General features: G+C 35.0%; 15 protein-coding genes. 7 read left to right on the top strand and 8 right to left on the bottom strand.

What is annotated here, in order from left to right; all coding sequences use genetic code 11:
• Nucleotides 1-12 precede the first annotated feature (12 nt).
• A complete protein-coding gene (gene trkA, locus JJQ60_RS07745; protein WP_201918382.1) occupies nt 13-1,362 on the top strand; it encodes a Trk system potassium transporter TrkA in 1,350 nt (449 codons plus the stop codon).
• 1 nt (nt 1,363) lies between these two features.
• The gene (locus JJQ60_RS07740) at nt 1,364-2,860 is read left to right on the top strand and encodes a TrkH family potassium uptake protein (RefSeq protein ID WP_201918380.1); all 1,497 of its coding nucleotides are present in this window, start codon (nt 1,364-1,366) and stop codon (nt 2,858-2,860) included.
• Between the two features lie 30 nt (nt 2,861-2,890).
• Here the strand turns inward: JJQ60_RS07740 and JJQ60_RS07735 are convergent, their stop codons facing one another.
• The 3 genes from JJQ60_RS07735 to JJQ60_RS07725 all read right to left on the bottom strand — a co-directional run bounded on the left by JJQ60_RS07735 (nt 2,891) and on the right by JJQ60_RS07725 (nt 5,743).
• On the bottom strand, nt 2,891-3,172 hold the full coding sequence (locus JJQ60_RS07735; protein WP_201918378.1) for a hypothetical protein: 282 nt from the start codon (nt 3,170-3,172) through the stop codon (nt 2,891-2,893).
• A gap of 240 nt (nt 3,173-3,412) precedes the next feature.
• Nucleotides 3,413-4,600, bottom strand: a complete 1,188-nt coding sequence (locus tag JJQ60_RS07730) for a pyridoxal phosphate-dependent aminotransferase (protein ID WP_201919675.1) — start codon at nt 4,598-4,600, stop codon at nt 3,413-3,415.
• Between the two features lie 42 nt (nt 4,601-4,642).
• On the bottom strand, nt 4,643-5,743 hold the full coding sequence (locus JJQ60_RS07725) for a fatty acid desaturase family protein (RefSeq protein ID WP_201918376.1): 1,101 nt from the start codon (nt 5,741-5,743) through the stop codon (nt 4,643-4,645).
• Between the two features lie 137 nt (nt 5,744-5,880).
• Here JJQ60_RS07725 and rsmG point away from each other — a divergent pair, with 137 nt between their 5' ends.
• The gene (rsmG, locus tag JJQ60_RS07720) at nt 5,881-6,510 is read left to right on the top strand and encodes a 16S rRNA (guanine(527)-N(7))-methyltransferase RsmG (RefSeq protein ID WP_201918374.1); all 630 of its coding nucleotides are present in this window, start codon (nt 5,881-5,883) and stop codon (nt 6,508-6,510) included.
• 200 nt (nt 6,511-6,710) lie between these two features.
• Here rsmG and JJQ60_RS07715 read toward each other — a convergent pair whose 3' ends face one another.
• Nucleotides 6,711-7,178 carry a GNAT family N-acetyltransferase gene (locus JJQ60_RS07715; RefSeq protein ID WP_201918372.1) on the bottom strand — a complete coding sequence of 156 codons (468 nt, stop codon included), beginning with the start codon at nt 7,176-7,178 and terminating at the stop codon, nt 6,711-6,713.
• Nucleotides 7,179-7,240: 62 nt separating this feature from the next.
• A complete protein-coding gene (gene pruA, locus JJQ60_RS07710; RefSeq protein WP_201918370.1) occupies nt 7,241-8,869 on the bottom strand; it encodes an L-glutamate gamma-semialdehyde dehydrogenase in 1,629 nt (542 codons plus the stop codon).
• 208 nt (nt 8,870-9,077) lie between these two features.
• On the opposite strand from pruA, the gene JJQ60_RS07705 reads away from it, so the two are divergent.
• A complete protein-coding gene (locus JJQ60_RS07705) occupies nt 9,078-9,821 on the top strand; it encodes an NRDE family protein (RefSeq protein ID WP_317194004.1) in 744 nt (247 codons plus the stop codon).
• Between the two features lie 26 nt (nt 9,822-9,847).
• Nucleotides 9,848-10,843, top strand: coding sequence for a DUF6695 family protein (locus JJQ60_RS07700; RefSeq protein ID WP_201918368.1), 996 nt, complete (start codon nt 9,848-9,850; stop codon nt 10,841-10,843).
• On the opposite strand, the gene apaG is transcribed toward JJQ60_RS07700, so the two are convergent.
• Nucleotides 10,836-11,222 (bottom strand): Co2+/Mg2+ efflux protein ApaG, encoded by a 387-nt coding sequence (apaG, locus tag JJQ60_RS07695; RefSeq protein WP_201918366.1) that lies wholly within the window; start codon nt 11,220-11,222, stop codon nt 10,836-10,838. The two genes, JJQ60_RS07700 and apaG, sit on opposite strands and share 8 nt — an antisense overlap.
• A 1-nt stretch (nt 11,223) precedes the next feature.
• Complete coding sequence (locus tag JJQ60_RS07690) at nt 11,224-12,387, bottom strand: DUF3667 domain-containing protein (protein WP_201918364.1); 1,164 nt, start codon at nt 12,385-12,387, stop codon at nt 11,224-11,226.
• 423 nt (nt 12,388-12,810) lie between these two features.
• On the opposite strand from JJQ60_RS07690, the gene JJQ60_RS07685 reads away from it, so the two are divergent.
• Complete coding sequence (locus tag JJQ60_RS07685; protein WP_201918363.1) at nt 12,811-14,241, top strand: M12 family metallopeptidase; 1,431 nt, start codon at nt 12,811-12,813, stop codon at nt 14,239-14,241.
• A gap of 44 nt (nt 14,242-14,285) precedes the next feature.
• On the opposite strand, the gene JJQ60_RS07680 is transcribed toward JJQ60_RS07685, so the two are convergent.
• Nucleotides 14,286-15,548, bottom strand: coding sequence for a type IX secretion system plug protein (locus JJQ60_RS07680; protein ID WP_201918361.1), 1,263 nt, complete (start codon nt 15,546-15,548; stop codon nt 14,286-14,288).
• 188 nt (nt 15,549-15,736) lie between these two features.
• Between JJQ60_RS07680 and JJQ60_RS07675 the strand changes: the two genes are divergently transcribed.
• The gene (locus tag JJQ60_RS07675; RefSeq protein WP_201918359.1) at nt 15,737-17,092 is read left to right on the top strand and encodes a Na(+)-translocating NADH-quinone reductase subunit A; all 1,356 of its coding nucleotides are present in this window, start codon (nt 15,737-15,739) and stop codon (nt 17,090-17,092) included.
• Nucleotides 17,093-17,096 lie beyond the last annotated feature (4 nt).

Below are 17,096 nucleotides of genomic sequence, written 5' to 3'. Positions count from 1 at the left end.
TAAACAAAACCAATGAAAATCATTATTGCCGGAGCAGGTGAGGTGGGGTTTCATTTGGCAAAGTTGCTCTCATTCGAGTCCCAAGACATTACACTTATCGATACCGATAAAGAGTGCCTCAATTATGCAGATACTCACTTAGATATTAGAGTTATTAAAGGAGATTCTACTTCAATTGCTATTTTAAAAGAAGCAAGAGTAGAAAACGTAGATATGGTAATTAGTGTTACCTCTAGTGAAACGACTAATATTACAGTGTGTGTATTAGCGAAACAAATGGGGGCCAAACGCACTATTGCTAGAATATCCAATACAGAATTTATAGAAAACAAAGAAGAAGTTGGTTTTATAAAATTTGGAATTGACGAATTAATCTCTCCTGAAGCTTTAGCAGCGAGCGAAATTGAATTACTGCTTAATCAATCAGCATTTCATGATAGCTATGAATTTGAAGATGGGGCTCTTACTATGGTAGGTACAACACTGTCTGGAGAGGCATTGTTTATTGGGAAAACCGTGAGAGAAGCAGCAGAGGTGTTTCCAGAATTGCATTTTATGCCAATTGCTATTCAGCGATCTGGTACTCAATATACTATTATACCTAGGGGTGATACCAAGTTTAAAGAAGGGGATCTGGTATATTTTGTAACTTCTCAAGGAGGTGTTGACGAACTTTATAAACTGACAGGTAAAGTAAAAGAACAAATCAAAAATGTTATGATTCTTGGAGGTAGTAAGATTGGTTTTAAAACCTCTTGCGATCTGTGTGATCATAAATTTAGGGTTAAACTTATCGAAAAAGATAAGGATAAGTCTTTTGATCTGGCAGATGAGTTGCCAAATGCCTTGATTATTAATGGAGATGGTCGCAATGTAGAATTACTTGAAGAAGAAGGTATCAGTGATATGGATGCTTTTATTGCGGTAACAGGTAATTCTGAAACCAATATCATGTCATGCCTGGTTGCAAAATCAAAAGGAGTGAGAAAAACCATTGCCTTGGTCGAAAACATGGATTATTTTCAGCTGTCACATTCGATAGGGATTGATACTTTGATCAATAAAAAACTTCTGGCGGCTAATAACATATTTAGGTTTATTAGAAAAGGAGAAGTAGTGGCAATGACCAAGCTTAATAATATGAATGCTGAGTTATTAGAGTTTATTGTAAAACCTACATCCGAAGTAAGCGATAATCGTATAAAAGACCTGGATTTTCCACGTTCGGCGATCATTGCGGGTGTTATTCGAGATGGAGGAGGCTTGATACCTCTTGGAGATTTCTATATAAAAGCTGGGGATAGAGTAGTGGTATGTTGTCTGCCAAAATCCATTAAGAAAATAGAAAAGCTATTCCTCTAAGATGTCTAAATTAAATTATAAAATTATCTCGCATATTATGGGGCTACTGTTACTTTGTAACGGTTGTTTCATGCTTATTGCGACTATAATTAGTTTTATTTATGAAGACGGAGTTACTTTAGAAATTATGATGGCGTCTTTTGCAACGCTATTTGTAGGTATTGCTTTGATGTTTCTTACTCGAGAACATCAAAAAGAGCTCAATAAAAGAGAAGGATATATCGTAGTTACTTTTGGTTGGATTTTTATGTCGCTTAGTGGTACACTACCCTATATATTTTCAGGTGCAATACCGTCGTTTACCAATGCTTTTTTTGAAACCATGTCAGGGTATACAACTACAGGGGCATCGATTCTTAATGAAATTGAAATAATTCCTAAAGGGATCTTGTTCTGGCGAAGCTTAACACACTGGATTGGCGGGATGGGTATTATTGTACTGGCGGTTGCTATTTTGCCGTTATTAGGAATAGGAGGAATGCAGTTATTTGCTGCAGAAGCACCTGGGCCTAGTGCCGATAAATTACACCCAAGAATTACAGATACAGCCAAACGATTGTGGCTTATATATTTTGGATATACAGCCGCAGAAACCATTTTGTTAAAACTAGCCGGAATGAACTTCTTTGATGCTATAAATCATGCCTTAAGTACGTTGTCTACTGGTGGGTTTTCTACCAAAAATGCAAGTGTAGCTTACTGGAATGATCAACCTCTGATACAATATATCATTATGTTGTTTATGTTTTTGGCAGGGATGAATTTTGTATTGAGTTATTTTGGGTTTAAAGGAAAGATTCAAAAAATAATAAAAGATGAAGAGTTTAAGCTGTATTCGTTTTTCGTTATCTCATTTACGATTATTGCAACATTGGTCATATATCTAAAAGCTGATGCATCTTTGTCATCTATTGATCATCCAATGGTATGGGGCGAGGCCGAAAGTGCTTTTCGTCATGCATTGTTTCAAGTGCTTGCAACTATAACGACTACTGGTTTTGTAACTGCAGATTTTACAATGTGGACTCCTTTTTTAACGATCTTTTTCTTTGGATTGATGTTTCTGGGGGGGTCTGCAGGATCAACTTCTGGAGGGATGAAGGTAGTACGACATCTAATCACCATACGCAATGGGATTTTAGAATTTAAAAGAACATTGCACCCAAGAGCAGTATTGCCTGTTCGATATAATACTCGGGCAGTTTCAAAAGAGATTGTGTTTAATGTCTTAGCGTTTTTTATTCTTTATATGCTTTCTTTTATCATTGGTTCTGTAGTCTTAGGCGCATTAGGATTAGATTTTGAAACGGCTATAGGGGGTGCAGCTTCATCACTGGGTAATGTAGGTCCTGCTTTTGGGAAACTTAGCCCTGTCAATAATTTTGATGTTCTTCCTGCAGTAGGAAAGTGGTGGTGTTGTTTTTTGATGCTAATCGGGAGATTAGAACTCTTTACGGTGCTCATACTTCTTACGCCATTTTTCTGGCGTAACAGATAATCGCATTACTTTTTTTCTAGATGGATAGAATTATTCTCTTCTCCATGGAGGTGAAGAATACGAAGTAATAGTCCATAATTCGGTTACTTTTTTTATGGTGTCTTTTACCCTTCCAGTGATATATTCTAGATGTTCATGATCAATTAAAAAAATATCCAGTATAGATTCATAATATGAAATGTAATTCGTTTCATATTCTTTTTCTGGCCAAGTGTTTAGGATGTCATGATCCGATTTGGTTACCTCAAAATTCTCTTTAAAAATTTCGAGTATATTTTTTTTAACAATATGTTCTTTTTCAATGTGATTCATAAAAGGTTTTATTATGCGATTCACAGAAAAAGCCAAACTAGTAATCAAAAAAAAAGTTTTTCAGATATAGAAAAACAACTAAGGGTGATTTAGGATATTCTTGGATATGTATAAAAATAGGGTATTTATTTTTAATGAGAGTATACTACAATGTGAAAAAATATAAAAATTATATAAAGATTTTGGTCTAAAAAAATCAAGCCCGATATATAATCGGGCTTAATGCATATAATATAAAGATTAGCTCAATGCTTCTTTAATCCTTTTTACCGCTTCTATAATTTGTTCTGTACTGGCTGCATATGATATTCTGATACAATTGCTGTTTCCAAAAGCAATACCGGTTACGGTAGCCACATTTGCCTTTTCTAATAAAAACATAGAAAAATCGGTAGCGTTATCAATAGTTTGTCCTTGCAATGTTTTGCCAAAATAGTGGGATATATCCGGAAAAACGTAAAAGGCACCTTCAGGTTCATTGCATGCAAAACCAGGGATTTCTGATAGTAATTTCAGGATTAATTGTCTACGCTCTTTAAATTCATCAACCATGTATTGAATTTTGCTCACAGGAGCTTCTAAGGCACTAATAACTGCGCGTTGTGCAATACAATTTGCTCCACTGGTCACCTGTCCCTGAATTTTATTACAAGCTCTCGCAATTGCCGTAGGAGCTCCGATATAACCGATTCTCCATCCGGTCATAGCAAACGCTTTTGCTACTCCATTTACAGTAACTGTTCTGTCGTACATATCCTCAAACTGAGCCATAGATGCATGACCTCCAACATAATTAATATGCTCATAAATCTCATCGCTTACTACGATAATGTCTGGATATTTTTGTAAAACATCAGCCAGAGCTCTTAGTTCTTCTTTACTGTATATAGATCCGCTAGGATTACAAGGAGAACTGTACCATAACATTTTAGTTTTAGGAGTAATTGCAGCCTCTAATTCTTTAGCGGTCATTTTAAAATCAGTGTCAATAGAGGTTTTAACTTCTACGGGCTCGCCGCCAGATAGCTTTATGATATCGCTATAACTTACCCAATACGGGCAAGGTAAAATAACTTCATCACCCGGATTGATATACACCTGAGCAACATTGTATAATGATTGTTTGGCACCTGTTGAGACCACAATTTGCGAACGATCATATGCCAGGTTATTATCACGCTTAAATTTGGTGATAATTGCATCTTTTAATTCTACATACCCGTCAACAGGGGTGTACGAATTGTAGTTGTCGTTTACTGCCTGTATAGCAGCATCTTTAATAAAATCTGGCGTGTTAAAATCTGGTTCTCCCAGGCTTAACCCGATAATGTCTTTTCCTTCGGCTCTTAGTTCTCTGGCTTTTGCAGCCATAGCTAATGTTGCCGATGCTTTAAGCGCATTAATTCTGTCTGATAATTTGGTACTCATTTCCGATACTTGTGTACTCATTTTTAATTGGTAAATAAAAGGTTATGATTGCAATGCAGGATTCATTCCCATTTCTTTAAGATGTTTAAAATGGGCAATGATTGCTTTGCGTGTGGTTTTGTATTCGTTGTACGGTAAATTAAACTCTAAAGCCGTTTGTTTAACAATTTTAGAAATTTTGGTATAATGAATATGGCTTATATGTGGAAATATGTGGTGTTCCACCTGGTGATTCAATCCGCCAGTAAACCAATTGATTAATCTGTTTTTGGTTGAAAAGTTAACAGTGGTAAATAATTGATGAATAGCCCAGGTATTTTTCATTGTACCGGTCTTGTCGGGTACAGGCATCTCTGCACCTTCTACCATATGAGCTAGCTGAAATACAACACTTAAGATCAATCCAGCAACATAGTGCATAATAAAAAAACCGAGTAAGATTTTCCACCATGCAATAGACATAAATACCATAGGGATTACAATCCATATTAATACATAGATCATCTTAGTGATTACTATAGTGCTCCATTGTTTTAATGGACTTGGTAGTTTACCATAAGATAATTTACGTGCCAGATAGTTTTTGGTTTGCTTAAAATCTGTGGTAAGTGCCCAGTTAAACGTTAGCAAGCCATATAAAAATATCGAATAATAGTGCTGAAACTTATGAAAACGTCTCCATTTTGCATGTTTGGTAAATCGTATTACTCTACCCGCATCCATATCTTCATCATGGCCATGAATATTAGTGTATGTATGATGCAAAACATTGTGTTGTACTTGCCAGTTATATACATTTCCGGCAAGGATATAAATGGTGTTTCCCATTAATTTATTAATCCATTTTTTTGACGAATACGAGCCGTGATTTCCATCGTGCATCACATTCATACCAACACCAGCCATTCCTACTCCCATAATTACAGTAAGTAGTAGCATCCACCATTGTGAGATGTCTAAGGTTAGGATTAAAAAATAAGGTGTTAAAAAAATAGAGAACATAACGATGGTTTTTAAATGCAATCGCCAGTTTCCTGTTCTTTTAATGTTATTGTCCTTAAAGTATTGGTTTACACGTTTGTTTAGTGTTCTGAAAAACTTAGCAGAATCTACCCTGCTAAAACGTACATTGGGTGTAGTCATGGTCGTTGAGGTTTATGACAAAACGTTATTTATCATACTAATATTGGGTAAAGTTAGGTATTTAAATTTTTTTAAGTTCTTAAAAAGAGGTAAAATATATCAGTTTAACATGTATTTTTGTGCTTTAATTTATATTCATGGATATCATATTGAAGTATTTTCCGGGTGTAACCGAGGAACAACAGGAGCAATTTTCTAAGTTAGGATCACTATATGAAGAATGGAATGCCAAGATTAATGTAATTTCTCGCAAAGACATTGAGTCGTTATACGCGCGACATGTTCTACACTCTTTGGGGATTGCAAAAATAATGGAATTTAAACCGGGCGCGCATGTGTTAGATGTTGGTACAGGTGGCGGTTTTCCGGGGATTCCTTTAGCGATTATGTTTCCTGATACCCAATTTTATCTGGTGGATGTGATTGCAAAAAAAATCAAAGTAGTTAATGAGGTAGCCAAAGCATTAGGACTGAAAAATATAAAAGCTGAACAACGCAGAGCCGGTACATTTGATGATCGTTTCGATTTTATTGTGAGCAGAGCGGTAACCAATATGCCCGATTTTGTAAAATGGATTCGTAAAAATATAGCGAAGAAAAGCAATCACGAACTTCAAAATGGGATTCTGTATTTAAAAGGAGGAGATTTAACCGAAGAATTGGCATTGTTTCCTAAAGCAGAACAACATCATCTTTCTGATATTTTTGAAGAAGAGTTTTTTGAAACCAAAAAAGTAGTATATCTACCGTTAAAATATAAAGTATAAACAATTTTTAGTATAATGAGCGATGGGGTTTCAAGGCACCTCGCCTTCGACTTTGCTCAGCTTTCGGATTATCGGATCTTTGGATTGTTAGAGTGTTGATTTTTAATCAAAAAAATACTATCAAATACTTTCGTTTAAACTAGTCTGCGCCTAGTGGTGGTGTAGGTGTGTCTTCCTGAAAAAAAGTTGCATATTTACTCTTATTCCTTAAGATTTATTCGCATCTCGATGAGGTGTTTTTTAAACCCTACTTTTTCATAGGCTCTAATTGCTCTTGGATTATCATCATATACCGTAAGCCGTATTTCTTCAAGACCATGATGAGCAAACCAATCGTATAGATACTGGATTATGTTTTGGCTCAAGCCCTTGCCACGATGCGCTTCTTTTACATACATAAAACCGATATAACCCAATTGTTTTTGTTTAAAATAATCCTTTCGATCTTTAATCTGTCCGTAACCACTGCCAACAATTTCTCCTTCGATTTCGGCAACCACTACCTCGGTATAGTTATCGGAAATATAATCTTTGATACTATAGTAGCTTATTTTTTGATCCTGGATCAATGTAGGATCCATAGGGCGTTCGGCTTCGATGATTTTTTGTTCAAAATCGAGAAGAATATCCAAGTCTTCTGGCGTTGCTGTACGTATGATAATACTCATAGTCTAATATAACGGGTTAAAAAAAGCGCCAATTGGCGCTTTTTTTGTATTGGTATTAAAAATTATTCTCCTAAAAATGGATATCTGTAATCTGCAGGCGAAACAAAAGTTTCTTTGATTGTGCGTGGTGATACCCAACGTAACAAATTAAGATACGATCCTGCTTTGTCATTAGTACCTGATGCTCTGGCACCTCCAAATGGTTGTTGCCCTACAACAGCCCCAGTAGGTTTGTCATTGATATAGAAGTTACCCGCACAGTTCTGTAAGGCCTTGGTAGCTTCTGCAGCAGCATAACGATCGGTAGAGAATATAGCTCCCGTAAGTGCGTATTCACTGGTTCCGTCTACTAATTCTAGCATTGTAGACCAATCTTTATCGTCATATACGTAAATAGTAATTACAGGTCCAAATAACTCGGTACACATTGTAGTATACTTTGGATCTTTGGCTAGAATCACTGTTGGTTCTATAAAATAACCTTTGGATTTATCATAACTTCCTCCGGCAATAATCTCGGCATCGGCATCATTTTTGGCCTGATCTATATATTTTGCAAGCTTATCAAAAGAACCTTCATGAATTACAGCAGTAATAAAATTGCCCATATCTTCAGGCGATCCCATTTTGAATGACTTGATATCTTCTTTTACAAATTTCTCTACATCAGCCCACATGCTTTTTGGGATATACGCTCTGGATGCAGCACTACATTTTTGCCCTTGAAACTCAAAAGCACCACGAGAAATACCCGTTGCTACTTGTTTAGCATTAGCACTTGGGTGAGCAACGATAAAATCTTTACCTCCGGTCTCTCCTACAATTCTAGGATAGGTTTTATAATTATGGATATTGGTCCCGATCTTAGCCCAAATGTCTTTAAATACATGAGTACTTCCTGTAAAGTGGATTCCTGCAAAATCAGGGCTTGCCAAAACGGTATCAGTAATCATTACCGGATCTCCGTATACTACATTGATCACTCCGTCGGGTACTCCTGCTTCTTTAAAGATATCTACAATTACTTTTGCAGAATAGATCTGGCTATCACTTGGTTTCCATACTACAGTGTTACCCATAAGCGCAGCACTAGCAGGAAGATTTCCTGAGATGGCCGTAAAGTTAAAAGGAGTAATTGCATATACAAATCCTTCTAGAGGGCGATATTCTAATCTGTTCCAAGCACCAGAAGTAGAATCAGGTTGATCTTCATAGATCTGTGTCATAAATTCTACATTAAAACGTAAGAAATCTATAAACTCACAAGCAGCATCAATTTCTGCCTGGAATATATTTTTTGATTGCGCCAACATAGTCGCTGCATTTATTTTTGCACGGTATGGTCCGGCAATAAGTTCTGCAGCTCTTAAAAATACAGCTGCACGTTGCTCCCAGGCAAGGTCTGCCCATTGTTTACGAGCTTCGATAGCAGTGTCTATGGCTTGTTGGATATGTTGTTTTTCGGCTTTATGGTAGGTTCCTAAGATATGTTTGTGATCATGTGGTGGTGCCATGGTAGCGGTATCACCAGTTCTGATTTCTTCACCATTAATATATAAAGGAACATCAATTTTGCTGTTGTACATTTGCTTGTATACTACCAGGACTTCTTCTCTTTCGGGTGTTCCCGGAGCATACGACTTTACAGGTTCATTTATCGCTGTAGGAACTTGAAAAAAACCTTTTCCCATAATGTAATGTGTTATTTTAAATTAGTAAGATGTGTTATTATAATGAGTTAGTTATTTTGGTTAGCAAAGATAGAAAATTAAAATCCCAACTCTGCGTTGAATTTATGTTAAAAGAAAATGTTGATTTTTGGGTTTATAGGATACAACGGTAATATCTGTTTTTAACCTTTTACAAACATTGCGGGGTATGTGTTTTTTTTTGTAAGTTGTGACATATTTAGCCGACCCAGAATTTATGTGTACAGTTACTTTAATCCCAACTCAAGAAAATAATTTCATTCTGACTTCTAATCGAGATGAAGCAATTAATCGAAAAACATTACTTCCAGAATTTTATGAAGTAAACAAAACAAGGATGTTATTTCCGAAGGATGCACTTGCTGGTGGCACCTGGATCGGGATTAGTGATAAGAATACAATGATCTGTTTACTTAATGGCGGATTTGAAATCCATGAGAGATTGGTATCATACCGCAAGAGTAGGGGGGTCGTTGTAAAAGAATTGTTAGAAGCAAATGATCTGGAACAAGCAATCGAGCAATATGATTGTAAGGCCATAGAACCATTTACTATTGTAGCTGCAAATTGGCAATCAGATCTTTTACTTTTTGAATTTGTTTGGGATGGGCATCAAAAACATCTTCGTTCTTTAGAGAAGAAAACACATATTTGGTCATCTTCTACATTGTATACACAAGAAATGAAGCAGATGCGCCAGGAGTGGTTTGGTGATTTTGAAAGCAATGCAATACTTACTGCCGATACATTACTTGATTTTCATAAAGATGCTGGAGTAGGAGATAAGGATGTGGATTTGCAAATTGATCGCGGTTTTTTAAAAACAATAAGCATTACTCAAATTGTTAAAAATGAAGAAGAACTTACAATGCGATACGAAAATCTTCAGAATGAAGAAGTAAGTTCGGTTGTTTTTGAGGCTATAACTGCCTAAAAGTACCATTAATAAATTTGTATAGTTTGAATTACACAGGCAAAATAATTTCGCTTGCATTTCCAGATACCTTTGTTCGTTTTTCTGATGAAAAAAATGCGTCAAATGTTCTGCAATTATTTGGTTTAGGCAAGAATGGGATTATCAAAGCAGGGCATGCCGCTTTTGTGCTTATCGAAAATAAAACAGGGATTGCAGAGTATTATGATTTTGGACGGTATATCACTCCGGAAGGCTATGGTAGAGTGCGAAGCGCTGTTACCGATGTGGAGTTAGAAATACCATTTAAAGCTACATTTACACTCAATGGAAAATTGGCTAATGTGAATGAGTTTTTATTATGGTTAGAAGGGCATCCTGAAAAAACGCATGGTAGTGGTCGATTGGTTGCATCAGTATGCGATTGTATTTTTTATGATAAAGCAAGAGCATATGTGCTGGCAACACAAAGTAGAGGCAGTATACCATATTCTACCTTTAGAAAAGAGGGAAGCAATTGCTCCAGAATAGTGACAGATACCATTTTAGAAAGTACAGATAATTCTAAAATACGTAAACCCCTGTTGCGTAATAAAAAGTTTACCCCTAGTCCTTTGGGTAATGTTGAAAAAGCGGCGTTAGATAATCCTATTTATCAGGTTCAAGATGGAAAGTTAACTACCTATCCAGGATCCGTATTTAAAGAAAACCTGACCAATTATTTTGATAAAAATATCCCCGATATAAAAACAAAGCATGCCCCCAAAGTTTTGAACCATCTAAAAGATGCTCATTTTCTTGAAGGGATAGGAAGCGGGGCATATTTTACAATAACACCTTCTGAAGAAAAGGAGCTGTATATAATAACGCGATATACAGACTATGGTGATATGGATTTTAAGGGGTTGTTTATCACCTCAGAACAATCATTTACAATCGTTGAGGAATATAGTTTTGTCTATGACTCAAACTGTAAATATTGCCATATTGAGCAACATGGTAAGAAAATAAGATTTGATCTGGTAAAAAGGATTATTAGTTAAGTGCAAAAGGTGCACTTAGTTTAAATGCAGGGATTTGTACTTTGAACTTTCGGGTAGATGTAAAATTGACCATATTATAATGTCCTTTCATAGATCCAAAAGGAGAACTTAACAGGCAACCACTATTATAAGAGTGGGATTCTCCTGGTTTTAAAACAGGTTTTTTTCCGATAACTCCTTCTCCTTCAACAATTTCTGTATTATTTAAAGAATCTTTGATTTCCCAATACCGAGAAGTAAGCTGTACAGAGTCTTTACTTTGATTTTCTATAGTAATACGATAACCAAAGGCAAAATGAATCTTGTAGTTCTTATAGAACGTACCTTCAAAGGTGGTATCCACCGAAATCTTTATACCTCTTGTTATCTGCTGAACCATCTTAAAATATAAAAATCGAACCTGTAATTGTAATTACAGAGCCTGCAACCGCTAAGATAAAAAATAAAACATTTACTAACAGGAATTTAACAATAGTTTTGACTCTACCTTGGTTATAAAATTTTCGCATTGCTTTGTACAGATAGAACAAAAATATAAGCAGAACGACACCCAATGTAGTACTACTGGCAAAAATTTGATCTAATAAAATAGCAATCCCTATTAATATGAAAAACATAGTTTGGGTATGAAACGTAAATACTAAATGTTCCATATAATTATAAGATTTTCTGATATACAAAAACCATATGGCAAGGGCAAAAAATGGTAAAAAGAAAAAGATAATAAAGGGCAATTTGTTAAAAATAAACTCTAATAATTCTCGACCATACGTATCATCAATATTACTTGTTTTTATAGCTCTGTGATAGACGTATTTATTAAACGGACTTTTGTTGTGATTAAGCTCGTTTAAGGCACGGTAAGCTGATTTTTGACCAGTCTTTTCATAATGATCAGTATACATTGACCATAGGCTTGTTGCCTTTTTAATAAAGCCCATAGTGTCTATTTGGGTTTGTTTGTAGTAAACAACTTCTTCTTCTGTTTTTTCTTTATCAAACCATGAAGTGCCTTTTGCTTTTGTGATTTGATTGTTTATGATTTTTTTTCCTTGGGGCGAAAGATGTTCTGAAGCGTCTAATTGTTGGTTGATGTGTTCTTTTATAGAGTCTAATGCAATGGTTTTTTCAATCTCGTTAATCCCTGCCTTTTCGATAGCTTCTTTTCCTTTGGTAACATCATCTTCTATATCTGCACTAAATCTTTCAAAATCAATAAACAAACCGTTGATTATAAAAAAGATAATCGAAACACTAAGATAGAACCGAAACGGGTTGGCATATTTAATTCGTTTCCCTTCGATATAATCTTTAGATATTTTACCTGGGTTAAACAATAAGGTTGACATAGTATGTCTTAAGCGAGAATCGTAGGAGAATATGCTGGCAAAAAACTCATCAAAAAAATCTTTGAATGATAGTTTTTTTGTGGTATTGATTTGTCCACAATTATGGCAATAACGATCAATAATGTCTAAAGGAACTCTGCAATTAAGACATTCGTTTCCTCTGTACTGTTTAAGAAATCTCCCCTTTTCTTTCATTTGTGATTAGTGTATTACAAGCTCCTAAAATAAAGGTTTTATGTTTATGTTGAACATTTTTGAATTAGAAAAAAATAGTGGCTCGCATAATTGTGTTTTGCAATGAAAGCGTGTTTCGCAAATAGAAAAGTAGATTCTTGATTTTTCTACAACGTTAACTATCTTTTTAATAGAGTTAAAATTCAAAGGATTTCGTTGCATGTGCGCATAGGCTTTTGTCGATTTTATTGTATTCTTATCGAAAAACTGAAAAAGCACGCAAACGTTAGATAATTTGTAATATTTTGTTTTTTAGGTAATTATATTTCATACTATTTTTTTGGCACTTCTAAGTACTCCATTTCCTCTTTTATTCAAGAGTATCTTTGTGTTCTTCATACTATAACCACATAAAACATACTATTAACCTTAAAAATATCTAAAGTGAGAAAGAGTATTATTAATTGTAATTTGTTAAAATTAGTACTAATCGTTTCAGTGTTTTGTTTTACTGCTTGTCAAAAAGAAGAGCTTAATGAAATTGAAGCGTCAGAAAATGCAACGTACCGAATAGAAACTAAGTATCTTAATGAAGCCGAACTACGTGTAGAAAACCATAGGGATTATTTTCTATTAGATGGCGATATTATGTTCAAAAAGGAGCATTTATCAGATCGTCCTGTTGCTTTAAAAAGTACAGGATTAACCAATCGCAGATGGCCAAATAATACGATGATTTATAGTATTTCTGATGATTTGCCTAACAAAAACAGGGTGTATGGAGCAATTCAGCATTGGGAGAGCAACACGAATGTAAGATTTAAAGAAAGAACAAATGAAACCGATTATGTAATTTTTGTTCCGGGTAATGGCTGTTCTTCCTTTTTGGGTAAAATAGGAGGTGCTCAAAGAATTACTTTGGCATCGGGTTGTAGTCAGGGTACAGTAATACATGAAATAGGTCACGCTGCGGGACTTTTTCATGAGCAAAATAGAAAAGATCGTGATCAATACGTTACTATCAATTTTGAAAATGTAAGAGATGGTTTTACTCATAATTTTCAAACTTATATCGCAAGAGGAATGTCTGGAGCCGAATATTCTGCAGAGTTTGATTTCAATTCTATCATGATGTACGGGCCTTACTTTTTCTCAAAAAACGGGAAGCCTACAATTACCAAAAAAGATGGAAGTACTTATAGTATTAACCGCGCGGTATTATCAGACTTGGATATTGAAGGGATAGAGATTATGTATCCATCAAACACAGGTGGTGTAGTCAAGGAAAAAATAAGAGTATTTGCATTTAATCCTGGGTTATATACAACGGCATATACCTGGGATACCGATAATCCTAATCCAACGTTTTGGCCAGGGGAGAAAATGGATAGAACATTTGTTCCTCAATTTCCAAAATTCGCGTTGGCGGCAGAAGTTTTGAAATGGACTACTATAGAAATCAATCTTTTCAATAACAAACAGGAAACCAATATTATATTTAGTCAAGATGGTGCGAGCCAAACTGCAGATCTATTTGCTACAAAGGGCTATCCTTATTTTTATAATAATAATTGGTATGTAGTGCCTCCTAGGCTTGGTGAGTTTAGGGAGTTTAGTTTGGATGTTATGACAATGGGGTATACGCATATGTATACATGGGATCAAAATGGTAACCCTACCAGTGGTGAGTGGCCCGGAAGAAAAATGAGCGAATCGTTAGATGAATGGTATGTAGGGGATCTTTTTGGTAGTGCTACATGTACCAATATAATATTTAGTAATAATGGCCAAAATCAAACTGCAGACTTATACGTTTGCGAGGACAAGCCGTATTATTATAATGGTACGTTTCATAAATATCCACCTAAAAAATAAGGTAGCATAACTTAAAAAAAAGCGAGGTCATTGACCTCGCTTTTTTAGTTTGTGATATTGGCAGAATTGTTTACTCCTTTTCCGATAGCTCTGTCATATCGCGCTCCAGGAGCGCGATAGTAAGGAATAACCATATATTCGTTTTCGGTTTCGTCAAAATTTCCACTTATAAATCCAGGATCTATAGTACCATCTGGTCTCAACAGCACATATTTGTAATTGTAAAAGCCTTGCTTAAATAATCTTTTGGTATAAAAGATAGCTCGCTCTTTATCATATTGCAATCGGGTAGAATCATCAAGTGTAAAATTGTTGAAATTGCCATAAATATGAATTTCACCATCATTTAGAGGCTCATAACATTCCAGAAAAAAATGCATCCATACATAATCAGCTTCTACATTATTGTCTTGTGCATTAAGGTTGCGAATCACAAAATTTCCATTGATATCAGGATTGTAGGTGTATCTTCTGTTGGCTCTAACATTATTGGTATATAGGTAATTGTGATAAAGATCTTTTAGTTCAATATTTCTGATATTTACAGTAGAGGCTCTTATGTCTTTGCTATCAAACGCCAAGTACTCATTTCCTCCCCAAAAACTGGATTCCTGGTCATATTTGTATACTAACTTATTAGCAATCGTAAACTGCGGTACAAGATCGGTAATCGCTTGTTTAAAATCATTATTTTGTATAACTAAGGTTTTTATGGTTCGTTTAGGGTTTCTTAGAATTTCGTTAGGAGAACTAATTTCAAATTGAACAGACTGTTTGGAGTTAATGTAATTAAGATCTCTTGATCTCTTGGTATTGACTATTACTCGGGTAATGTTTTCATAAACAATAAATTTTCTTGAGAACACTACTTCATCGTCATCATTATAAATTTCTATGCCATAGTTTCCACTTACTTTTAGACGTCTGGTATCTTCGTTCGGGATCGTTAATGTATAATGGCTATACATTTGCAAGGTGTTAAACGAGTTTTCGTAGGTAATGATTCTAACTTCATCAAAACCATCGAGATATTCATTTTTATATAATGAAGATGGTGTCCAGTCAAAATTGTAATGAGTGATCCGGTAATAATAATCAGCTTCATCTCCATTAATATCATCAAAAGTAATGCGTATGGGTTGCCCTAATTTAATTACCGGTGTCCCTGCAAATTCTGAATCAGAAATAAATTGAATGGTTCTAATATGATTGGCTTGGTTATGATTGTTATTTTCTTGTTGTGCAAAAAAAAGATAAGGAATACACAAAAAGGAAAGTATTAAGAATTGTTTACTTTTTTTAAACATTTTATAGGTTGTTAAGGGTATAAATATACACAAAAAGTATGCCCAAGGTAGTGTAACGGTTTTTTTAAGCATAAATTGTTATTTAGAATCATTATTAATAAAACATTATACCCCAACCCTCTTTCACTTACGTGTTTTAATTAGTAAATTTGCACGATTTTTTTAGTTAATTAACATAGACTACAAATATGTCAAAAGACATTCGTATCAGAAAGGGCTTAGACATTAAGCTTGTTGGCGAAGCAGAAAAAAACACTGCTAATGCTATCAGAAGTAATGTTTTCGCAATTAAGCCTGACGATTTTCACGGTATAGTACCAAAAGTTATTGCCAAACAGGGTACAGAAGTTAAAGCCGGCGAACCACTTTTTCACTCAAAATCTAATGAAAAAATGCTTTTTCCTTCTCCAGTTAGTGGAGAGGTAGTAGAAATTGTGCGTGGTGCCAAAAGAAAGATTTTAGCTTTTAAAATTCTTGCAGATAAAGAGCAGCAATATGCTGATTTTGGAGCAAAAGATGTTAACGCCATGAGTGGTGATGATATTAAATCCCATCTTTTATCCTCTGGTTGTTGGCCTTTTATTAGGCAACGTCCTTATGATGTAATTGCTAACCCAGATGTTGCTCCAAAAGCAATATTTGTATCAGGATATGCGACAGCACCTCTTACTGCAGATTATGATTATGTGCTAGAAGGTAAAGAGAATGAGCTTCAGGCTGCATTAACTGCGTTAAGTAAACTAACCGAGGGTCAGGTGCATGTTTCTGTAGGTAAAAAGAGTAATTCTCCTCTATCTGGTCTTAATAACATAACCACTCATACAGTTTCTGGTCCACATCCAGCAGGAAATGTTAGTGTACAAATCGCAAAAATAGATCCTATTAATAAAGGAGAAGTTGTTTGGGTTGTAAGTCCTCAAGATTTAGTAATCATTGGTGAACTTCTTTTAACAGGTAAGTTTAATGCAGAAAGAACCATTGCACTAGCAGGATCTTCAGTTAAAAATCCAAAATATTACAAGACTACGATTGGAGCAGAGGTATCATCAATGGTGTATGACTCTGGAGTCCATGATGAAGGAAATATTAGAGTAATTAGTGGAGATGTATTAACTGGTGAAAACGTAAAACCAGATGGTAACTTAGGATATTACCATAATACTATTTCTGTAATTCCTGAAGGAGATGATTATGAATTCTTTGGGTGGAATAAACCTATTTTTAATAAGATATCTCCATCTAGAGCTTTAACATTCTCTTGGTTGTTTCCGAAAAAGAAATATGCGCTTAATACCAATACAAATGGTGAGCATAGAGCTTTTGTAGTTACCGGAAGTTATGAAAATGTATTTCCATTAGATATTTATCCGTTGCAATTACTAAAAGCTTGCGTGGTAAATGATCTGGATGCAATGGAACAATTAGGAATGTACGAAGTTGCTCCAGAAGACTTTGCTCTTACAGAGTTTATATGTCCTTCTAAACAACCACATCAACAGATTGTTAGAGAAGGGTTAGACCTAATGTTAAAAGAAATTGGATAGTGCT

Origin of the sequence: Aquimarina mytili, assembly GCF_016735115.1 — a bacterium.
Lineage (GTDB): Bacteria > Bacteroidota > Bacteroidia > Flavobacteriales > Flavobacteriaceae > Aquimarina > Aquimarina mytili.
Note: the sequence above shows the minus strand (reverse complement) of the source record. Positions and strands in the feature narration are given on the sequence as shown.